The sequence below is a fragment of the Bacteroides sp. CAG:633 genome, from assembly GCF_000435115.1.
Taxonomy (GTDB): domain Bacteria; phylum Bacteroidota; class Bacteroidia; order Bacteroidales; family Bacteroidaceae; genus Bacteroides; species Bacteroides ndongoniae.
Genome location: NZ_FR883093.1, coordinates 4343 through 13693, shown reverse-complemented (window position 1 = coordinate 13693; position 9351 = coordinate 4343). Strand labels below are relative to the sequence as shown.

The following is a 9351-nucleotide window of genomic DNA, read 5'->3' as shown; positions in this document are numbered from 1 at the left end:
TTTCTAATTTTATATCGAATTCACGTTAATTAAAAGAATTTATGACCAACAACAGTACAAACTTTACAAAGGACCTTCTTAGTATACAGGATGACTTACTGCGCTTCGCTTACAAGCTGACTGCCGACCGTGAGGACGCTAACGACCTTCTGCAGGAAACATCGCTCAAGGCATTGGACAATGAAGATAAATACATGCCCGAAACCAACTTTAAAGGCTGGGTATATACGATCATGCGCAATATCTTTATCAACAACTACCGGAAAATAGTCCGTGAACAGACATTTGTGGACCAGACGGATAATCTGTATCATCTGAATTCATCGACCGAACCTACTTATGAAAGTACGGACCAGGCTTATGACCTGAAGGAAATGCACCGTGTCGTAAACGCTTTGCCGAGCGAATATAAGGTGCCCTTTTCCATGCACGTGGCAGGATTCAAGTATCGCGAGATTGCCGAGAAACTTGGATTACCTTTAGGCACTGTCAAAAGCCGTATCTTCTGTACCCGCCAGAAATTGCAGCAGGAACTGAAGTACTTCAGGTAAGTTTCAGGTTTATCTTTTGCCAATGGCGTTGAAAATCCATACCTTTGTCGCCGTGATAACAAGTAGTATGGCAAGTAACAATGAATAAGATAAACTCTGTATGTGTTTACTGTGCTTCGAGCACAAAGATTGATCCTGTTTATTTTGATGCGGCTCGCGAACTGGGCTCTTTGTTGGGAAAACAACACATCCGGCTTGTCAACGGAGCCGGAAACATGGGACTGATGGCCGCTGTGGCCGATGCCGTATTGGCCGAAGGAGGAGAAGTGACAGGCGTGATACCTCGTTTCATGGTAGAACAAGGTTGGCATCATACGGGTCTGACGGAACTGATCGAAGTAGAAAACATGCATCAGCGCAAACAGAAAATGGCCGATTTGAGTGATGCCGTTATTGCTTTGCCCGGCGGATGTGGCACATTGGAGGAATTGTTGGAGGTCATTACATGGAAACAATTGGGCTTATACCTGAACCCAATTGTGATTCTGAATATTAAAGGTTACTATGATCATCTGCTTGAAATGTTGCAGAAATCGGTAGAAGAAAACTTTATGCGGGCGCAGCACAGCACAATCTGGCATGTGGCCCACACTCCGCAGGAAGCTATTGAGCTGGTATATAATACACCGTTGTGGGATGTATCTATCCGTAAGTTTGCCGCTATATGATGAATTTGTTGACGGTATGGCTGGTTGGGACGGAAGGGATTCCTATTCCGTATTCTCCACGTATGGATGATGCGGTTGCAGCTATTCTGCTGGGATGCTTTTTCCTGTCGGCTTATGTCCTTTCACGCAGCCGGAAGTTTTTGCTTCAGTTGGTGAAAGACTTCTTGCTGCATCGCGAGCGTACCAGTATTTTTGCTACATCGACGGCAGCAGATATGCGATATTTGCTGTTACTTATATTACAGACTTGTGTGTTGTCGGGTGTTTTCTTTTTCAATTATTTCAATGAGGTCAGGCCCGATCTGGTCACTTATGTTCCTCCTCTCTGGCTTCTGGCTATCTATATCGGCATTTGTTTGGCCTATTTGTTCCTGAAGTGGCTTGTTTACTCAAGTCTTGGTTGGATTTTTTTTGACGAAAGCCGTACTTCTCTTTGGCTTGAGTCCTATTCTACACTTCTTTATTACTTGGGGTTGGCGCTTTTTCCGCTTGTTCTTTTTATTGTCTATTTCGATTTAGATTTGCAAATTACGTTAATAATCGGGTTGTTTCTTTGGCTTTTTGCTAAAATATTGATGCTATATAAGTGGATAAAGCTTTTTTGTAATAATTTATATGGCTATGTCCTTTTAATTTTGTACTTTTGTGCCCTTGAAATTGTGCCCTGTATCATGTTGTACGAGGGTATGGTTAAGCTAAACGATTTTTTGATAATAAAATTTTAGGACGTTGAAAATTAAGAAAGTACTTGTGTCGCAGCCGAAACCGGCATCAGAGAAATCTCCTTACTACGACATAGCAGAGAAATACGGCGTAAAAATCGATTTTCGTCCGTTCATTAAGGTAGAAAGCCTTTCAGCGAAGGAATTCAGACAACAGAAAGTTTCTATTCTGGACCATACAGCTGTGGTATTTACTTCGCGCCATGCCATCGACCACTTTTTCCATTTGTGTACAGAGTTGCGTGTTACCATACCCGAAACGATGAAGTACTTCTGCGTGACGGAATCTATTGCATTGTACATCCAGAAATATGTGCAGTATCGTAAGCGTAAGATATTCTTTGGAAATACTGGTAAGTTTGATGATTTGCTGCCTGCTATCATTAAGCACAAGACCGAGAAATATCTGGTTCCGATGTCTGATGTGCACACCGATGAGATAAAGAATGCACTCGACAAAAACAAGATACAGCATACTGAAGCAATAATGTACCGTACGGTGAGCAATGACTTTACTCCCGATGAGGCATTCGATTATGATATGCTGGTATTCTTCAGCCCGGCAGGTGTTTCTTCACTGAAGAAGAACTTTCCCAACTTCGAGCAGAAAGATATAAAGATTGGTACTTTCGGTTCGACTACTGCCCAGGCTGTGCGCGATGCCGGACTTCGTTTGGATTTGGAAGCTCCGAGCGTACAAGCTCCTTCGATGACTGCTGCACTCGATATGTTCATTAAGGAGAATAACAAGGGAAAATAATAGGTTAAGCCCGATATCGAAATCGGAGAAGGTAAGGTCTGAAAAAACTGTGATGCTTTTGGAGGGGCAAATTTTAGACTTTACCTTCTCTGTTTTTTCTGATGGTTTTAATGGATTTTCTTTTTTATCGGGTTGAATAAGAATTTTGTAAATCAGTTTTTCATTGGCTAATACATTACATAAATCGGAACGGCTGGACCGGAAAAAGGTCATAGAGAAGATGTTTGCGGGCGGTTCGCGTTCGTTTTCCGTCTTCCCGTTACGTGTGGTGTACCTGCCTGTCGAGGAACTGGATGTTCCGGTTTCCATACTCGTTAGTGTATCGAAACGTCGTTTCAAACGGGCTGTGAAGCGTAACCGGGTGAAACGTCAGATCCGTGAGGCCTATCGGTTGAACAAACACTTGTTGTCTGACGCATTATCTGGCAGTCAGACCCGTTTGGCGGTTGCGTTTATCTATTTGTCGGACGAGCTGGTTCCGTCTTCAGTCATCGAAGAACGTATGAAGATAGCCTTGTCGCGTATAGCCGAGAAGTTATGAAAAGGCTTTTGTCTTGGTTATTGTTACTTCCTATTTATTTTTATCAGCGGTGCATATCGCCTATGCTGTCTCCTTCGTGCCGTTTTACTCCTACCTGTTCGCAATATGCAGTAGAGGCTATCAAGAAGCATGGCCCTTTTAAGGGATTGTATCTGGCTATACGGCGTATTTTGCGTTGCCATCCCTGGGGAGGATCAGGCTATGATCCTGTGCCTTAGGAGGACGGATGTCTTTTCAGTTCTGCCATGATATTTCCTATAGACATACATACCCATAAACTTCCGGCTGAAGTGGGACAGGCCATTGTCAGTTGTCAGCCCCATACGTTTGCACCATTGCAGGATGAGTGGTATTCCGTAGGCGTTCATCCTTGGTATGCAGACGAATGTGAGTGGCAGACTGATTCTTTCCGTTGCAGTTTTGAGGAGATGGTATCTCACCCGCATGTTTTGGCTGTGGGTGAGGCCGGTATCGACCATTTGTCTCGCGTAGCACTCGACTGTCAGACGGATGTTTTCCGTTATCAGGCAGGTGTGGCCGAAGCAGTATGCAAACCGCTGGTCATTCATGCAGTGAAGGCACAGGCCGAACTGATACAGCTGAAGCGCGAGCTGAAGCCTCGTGTGCCTTGGATTATTCATGGCTTCCGTGGGAAAGTACAGCTGGCCCAGGATTTGGTTCGCCACGGTCTGTACCTTTCGTTCGGTGCCAGGTACCAGGAAGAAACCTTGAGGCAGATACCTCTTGACCGGTTGTTTTTGGAGACGGACGAAAGCGAAGTTTCCATTGCCAGCCTGTACGAAGAGGCTGCTCGCCTGCGAGGCCTGTCCTGTAGCGAACTTCGAGAAGCTGTTTCTTGTAATATACATCGTGTCTTTTTTGGACATTAAGTTTTGTTACTTCGAAGAAAGGTCGTACTTTTGCGAAAAGTATAACTATAAATCAAATCATTAAACAATCAATCATTCGATGAATTTTGTAGAAGAATTAAGATGGCGTGGCATGCTCCACACAATGATGCCGGGTACGGAAGAGTTATTATCTAAAGAAATGGTTACGGCTTATTTGGGCATCGACCCTACAGCCGATTCTCTGCACATCGGACACTTGTGCGGTGTGATGATACTGCGTCATTTCCAGCGTTGTGGACACAAGCCGCTGGCACTGATTGGAGGTGCTACGGGAATGATTGGCGATCCCTCGGGTAAATCGCAGGAACGTAATCTGCTCGATGAGGAGACATTGCGTCATAATCAGGAATGTATCAAAAAGCAGCTTTCCAAGTTTTTGGATTTTGATTCTGATGCTCCCAATCATGCCGAATTGGTGAACAATTATGACTGGATGAAGGACTTTACATTCCTTGACTTTGCCCGTGAAGTAGGAAAACACATTACTGTGAACTATATGATGGCAAAGGAGTCGGTACAGAAACGACTGAATGGTGAGGCACGTGACGGACTTTCGTTTACGGAATTCACTTACCAGCTGTTGCAAGGTTACGACTTTCTGCACTTGTACGAAACCAAGAACTGCAAGCTTCAGATGGGTGGAAGTGATCAGTGGGGAAACATTACAACCGGTGCCGAACTGATACGTCGTACGAATGGTGGTGAAGTGTATGCTTTGACCTGTCCTTTGATTACAAAAGCCGACGGAGGTAAGTTTGGAAAGACTGAAAGTGGTAATATCTGGCTTGATCCTCGTTATACTTCTCCCTATAAGTTCTATCAGTTCTGGCTGAATGTCAGCGATGTGGATGCTGAGAAATATATTAAGATTTTCACTTCGATAGGTAAAGAGGAAATAGAAGCCCTTATAGCCGAGCATCAGCAAGCTCCGCATCTGCGTGCTTTGCAGAAGCGTCTGGCTAAGGAAGTGACAATCATGGTACACTCTGAAGAAGACTACAATGCAGCAGTTGAAGCTTCGAATATCCTGTTCGGTGGTGGTACGTCGGAGGCTTTGAAGAAACTGGACGAGCAGACGCTTCTTTCTGTATTCGAAGGTGTTCCTCAGTTTGAGGTATCTCGCGATGCTTTGGCTGCCGGCGTGAAAGCTGTTGATTTGTTTGTTGAGAATGCAGCTGTATTCTCTTCGAAGGGTGAAATGCGTAAGCTGGTACAAGGTGGTGGCGTTTCGCTGAATAAGGAGAAACTGACTGCTTTTGACCAGGTAGTCACTACTGCTGATCTGCTGGATGATAAGTATCTGTTGGTTCAACGTGGTAAGAAGAACTATTACCTGATTATTGCAAAGTAAATCTATAAGATCCTTTATAGAAAAGATGAACCGCCATTGAGGAATCTGTCCTCAATGGCGTTTTTTTATGTTTTTACAGGTTGCTAATGGATATTATATATGGTGGGAACAGGTTGGGTTATTCGTCTCAATCAAGGGATATAATATGGCTGAGATACAATTTTCATGGTGCAAGTTTATTTTTTAGTGTTTTTTTGCCACTAATATTATAAATCTGTGTAACTTTAGCCACAGAAACACGGCGATAAACGCTTAAATGCAACCTTTAATATTAGTAATCATTCTTTTTAAAGCTATTTATTCAATCAATAATTGTTTCCCTTATTTCTGAATCATCTTAGAGAGAATCCATATGTTAAACTTTATATTATCCATTAAGCTATGATGAAAAAAGGATTTTTATTTTTATCCATCGGACTGCTGGCTGCGTCAACTTATGCCCAGAATCCGATTGTACAAACACACTACACGGCCGACCCTGCACCAATGGCATACGACGGTACGTTATATCTTTATACCAGCCATGACGAAGATGCTTCCACATGGTTTGTGATGAATGACTGGAAACTGTACACTACCACCGACATGGTGAACTGGACCGATCACGGAGCAGTACTTTCGTACAAGACTTTCAGTTGGGCAAAGGGCGATGCCTGGGCCATGCAATGCGTGGAGCGTGACGGAAAGTTCTATGCTTATGTACCTGTCACGATGAACAAAGGAGGAGGCGCCATCGGTGTGGCTGTGGCAGACAGCCCATACGGACCTTTCTACGATGCGTTGGGCAAACCGTTGGTAAGTAGCGGAAAGGGAGATATTGACCCTACGGTTATGATTGATGATGACGGGCAGGCTTATCTGTATTGGGGTAATCCTTTCTGTTACTATGTGAAACTGAATGAGGACATGATTTCGTATTCGGGCGACATTGTCCGGGTGCCGATGACCGAAGAGTCTTTCGGCAAGCGGGAAGGAAACGTGGCCGAACGCCCGACGCTGTACGAAGAAGGTCCTTGGTTGTACAAACACAACGACTGGTATTATCTGCTTTGGGCAGGAGGCCCCATTCCCGAGCACTTGGGATATTCGATGAGCAAGAGTCCTGTTGGTCCCTGGAAGTATGGTGGTACGCTGATGCCTACCGAGGGTGGCAGTTTTACCAACCATCCGGGTATTGTTGATTATAAAGGTTCTACCTATCTGTTCTATCACAACGGTGCACTGCCGGGCGGTGGAGGTTTTACCCGTTCTGTTTGTGTACAGAAAGCTGAGTTCAATAAGGATGGTACGTTGGTACCCATGAAGATGACGGCGGGCATAGAGAAGGGACTAGAAAACTTGAATCCCTATCGAAAGACTGAGGCTGAGACCATGGCTTTCTCGGAAGGCATGAAGGCTGGCCAGAATAAAGAGGTAGGCGTATTTGTCAATGCCATGAACGATGGAGCGTATATTAAGGTAAAAGGCGTTGACTTCCGTAAAGAGGGAGCGTCGAAGTTTATGGCCCGCGTAGGAACAACTCACAATGGAGGCGTTACGATGGAAGTTCGTTTGGATAGTCCGCAGGGTGACTTGCTGGCTACTATAAAAGTTCCCATGACGGGAGGCGATAACCGCTGGGCACTGGTGTCTTCGGGCGTGGCCAAGGTGAGTGGTGTACACGACCTCTACTTCGTTTGTAAAGGTAAGAAGCCCGGTCGTCTGATGTATTTCGACTACTGGATGTTTCAAGCACAGAAATAACTTACCGATACATGGCCAAGCGTATGAAGACTAAAAGACTTTTGATTGTTGCCAGTCTGGTATTGGCAAATACGATGGCTGCCTGTGCCCAGTCGAAGACTGTATGGCTGGACGATTTGGATCTGACAGCCATGACTCAGGGATATGGCATGCCGATGAAGAACAAGTCGATTGACGGGCGGAAACTTACCATCGGCGGGCAGACCTTTGAACGTGGAGTGGGAACTCACTCTGTCAGCGAGGTGGCTATCCAGCTGGATGGTGGGGCAACCCGCTTTATCGCCCAGGTAGGTTTGGACGATGAAGTACTGGAGCGCAAGAATGCGGCCGAGTTCATCGTGATAGGCGACGGTGCGCAGTTGTGGACCAGTGGAATAGTCAAAGTGGGCGATGCTCCCAAAGAATGTTCTGTTTCGCTGGACGGCGTAAAACGGCTGGAACTGTTGGTGAAGGAAGGCGGTGACGGTCCGCATTACGACCATGCCGACTGGGCCGATGCAAAGATTTTGTCGAAGGGAGCAGATAGTTTCCCTACCTTGAAATTCATTGCAACGGAGCCTTACATATTGACTCCTCCTGCTCCTGCCACTCCGAGAATAAATTGTGCACTGGTGTTCGGTGTACGTCCCGGTTCACCCTTTCAGTTCCTGGTAGCCACTACGGGAGACCGGCCGATGAAGTTTTCGGCGTCCGGACTGCCTGATGGACTGGAAATCAATCCGGAGACAGGATTGATAACCGGCAAACTGACAAAGCCCGGTACGTATGAAGTAACCTTGAAAGCAAAAAACAAAAAAGGTACGGACAAGAAGAAGTTCCGCATTGAGTGCGGCAACCGGATTGCGCTGACTCCCCCGATGGGCTGGAACAGCTGGAATTGCTTCGGTCACGAAGTTTCTGCCGAGAAGATTAAAAAGGCTGCAAGAGCCATGGTAGAAAGCGGACTGATCAACTACGGGTGGACCTACATCAACATAGATGATTCGTGGCAGCACCACCGCGATCCCAACGACCCGACCAGAGCCGGCAAGTGGCGCGACGACAATGGATACATCTTGCCCAATGCCAAGTTCCCCGACATGAAGGAGCTGACCGATTACGTTCATTCGCTGGGACTGAAGACCGGCATATACTCTTCGCCCGGCCCGTGGACTTGTGGCGGCTGTGCTGGCAGTTATGGATACGAGAAACAGGACGCCGAGATGTATGCCAAGTGGGGTATCGATTACCTGAAGTACGACTGGTGCAGCTACGGCGGTGTGCTCGACCGTGATTTGAATAAAGATCCCTATAGCGTAGGTTCGCTGGAGTTTCAGGGAGGTGGCGACTCAATTTTAGGAAGAAAACCGTTCAAGATTATGGGCGACTACTTGCGTCAGCAGCCTCGGGACATCGTTTACAACCTGTGCCAATATGGTATGGGCGATGTCTGGAAGTGGGGAAATGCCGTTGGCGGACAATGCTGGCGTACTACCAATGACATTACCGATACGTGGGAAAGCGTCAAAGGCATAGCTTTGTCGCAAGACCGTGCGGCAGCTTGGGCAAAGCCCGGCAGTTGGAACGACCTCGATATGCTGGTAGTAGGCATTGTAGGATGGGGAAATGCTCATCCGACAAAGCTGAAACCCGATGAACAGTATCTGCACATCAGTCTGTGGAGTCTGTTCTCGGCTCCGTTGCTGATAGGTTGCGACCTGGAGAAGCTGGATGACTTTGCTTACAGCCTGCTGACCAATAACGAAGTGATTGCCATCAATCAGGATCCATTGGGCAAACAGGCCACTTGCGTACACTCCATCGGCGACCTGCGCATTTATGTGAAGGATTTGGAGGATGGCGGAAAAGCCGTTGGCTTCTGCAACTTCGACCGCGAGAAGGCCAGCCTTTCTTTCCGCGATTTCGACAAGCTGGGCATATCGGGCAAACAGACGGTTCGCGACCTTTGGAGACAGAAGGATATTAAAGTGCTCAATACATCAGGAGAAGCATTGGAACTGGAAGTTCCGGCTCATGGTGTACTGCTTTATAAGTTTCGGAAAGGACGCTGATAACCGGTTCTTTGGAAATACAAAAGAGGCTGCATCCCGGCGGAGTGCAGCCT

At 46.4% G+C, this 9351-nt stretch carries 10 protein-coding genes; all 10 read left to right on the top strand.

Annotation, left to right across the window (positions count from 1 at the left end; all coding sequences use genetic code 11):
- The first annotated feature begins 41 nt into the window (after nt 1–41).
- The 10 genes from QVP67_RS09690 (at nt 42) to QVP67_RS09645 (ending at nt 9298) form a co-directional block, all read left to right on the top strand.
- A complete protein-coding gene (locus tag QVP67_RS09690; protein ID WP_022163362.1) occupies nt 42–551 on the top strand; it encodes an RNA polymerase sigma factor in 510 nt (169 codons plus the stop codon).
- Nucleotides 552–631: 80 nt separating this feature from the next.
- Nucleotides 632–1219 (top strand): TIGR00730 family Rossman fold protein, encoded by a 588-nt coding sequence (locus QVP67_RS09685; RefSeq protein WP_022163361.1) that lies wholly within the window; start codon nt 632–634, stop codon nt 1217–1219.
- Nucleotides 1216–1944: a DUF4271 domain-containing protein gene (locus tag QVP67_RS09680; RefSeq protein ID WP_022163360.1), complete on the top strand. Its 729-nt coding sequence runs from the start codon at nt 1216–1218 to the stop codon at nt 1942–1944. Before QVP67_RS09685 ends, QVP67_RS09680 begins: the two co-directional genes overlap by 4 nt.
- Before the next feature lie 4 nt (nt 1945–1948).
- The gene (locus QVP67_RS09675) at nt 1949–2701 is read left to right on the top strand and encodes a uroporphyrinogen-III synthase (RefSeq protein ID WP_022163359.1); all 753 of its coding nucleotides are present in this window, start codon (nt 1949–1951) and stop codon (nt 2699–2701) included.
- Nucleotides 2702–2864: 163 nt separating this feature from the next.
- Nucleotides 2865–3242, top strand: a complete 378-nt coding sequence (gene rnpA, locus QVP67_RS09670) for a ribonuclease P protein component (RefSeq protein WP_022163358.1) — start codon at nt 2865–2867, stop codon at nt 3240–3242.
- On the top strand, nt 3239–3460 hold the full coding sequence (yidD, locus tag QVP67_RS09665; protein WP_083380841.1) for a membrane protein insertion efficiency factor YidD: 222 nt from the start codon (nt 3239–3241) through the stop codon (nt 3458–3460). The genes rnpA and yidD overlap by 4 nt, the downstream gene beginning before the upstream one ends.
- Nucleotides 3461–3487: 27 nt before the next feature.
- Entirely contained in the window at nt 3488–4132 is a 645-nt protein-coding gene (locus tag QVP67_RS09660; RefSeq protein WP_288180087.1) for a TatD family hydrolase, read from the top strand.
- A gap of 79 nt (nt 4133–4211) precedes the next feature.
- Entirely contained in the window at nt 4212–5504 is a 1293-nt protein-coding gene (tyrS, locus tag QVP67_RS09655; RefSeq protein ID WP_022163356.1) for a tyrosine--tRNA ligase, read from the top strand.
- 381 nt (nt 5505–5885) lie between these two features.
- The gene (locus tag QVP67_RS09650) at nt 5886–7247 is read left to right on the top strand and encodes a glycoside hydrolase family 43 protein (RefSeq protein ID WP_022163355.1); all 1362 of its coding nucleotides are present in this window, start codon (nt 5886–5888) and stop codon (nt 7245–7247) included.
- A gap of 23 nt (nt 7248–7270) precedes the next feature.
- Entirely contained in the window at nt 7271–9298 is a 2028-nt protein-coding gene (locus tag QVP67_RS09645; protein WP_288180086.1) for an NPCBM/NEW2 domain-containing protein, read from the top strand.
- Nucleotides 9299–9351 lie beyond the last annotated feature (53 nt).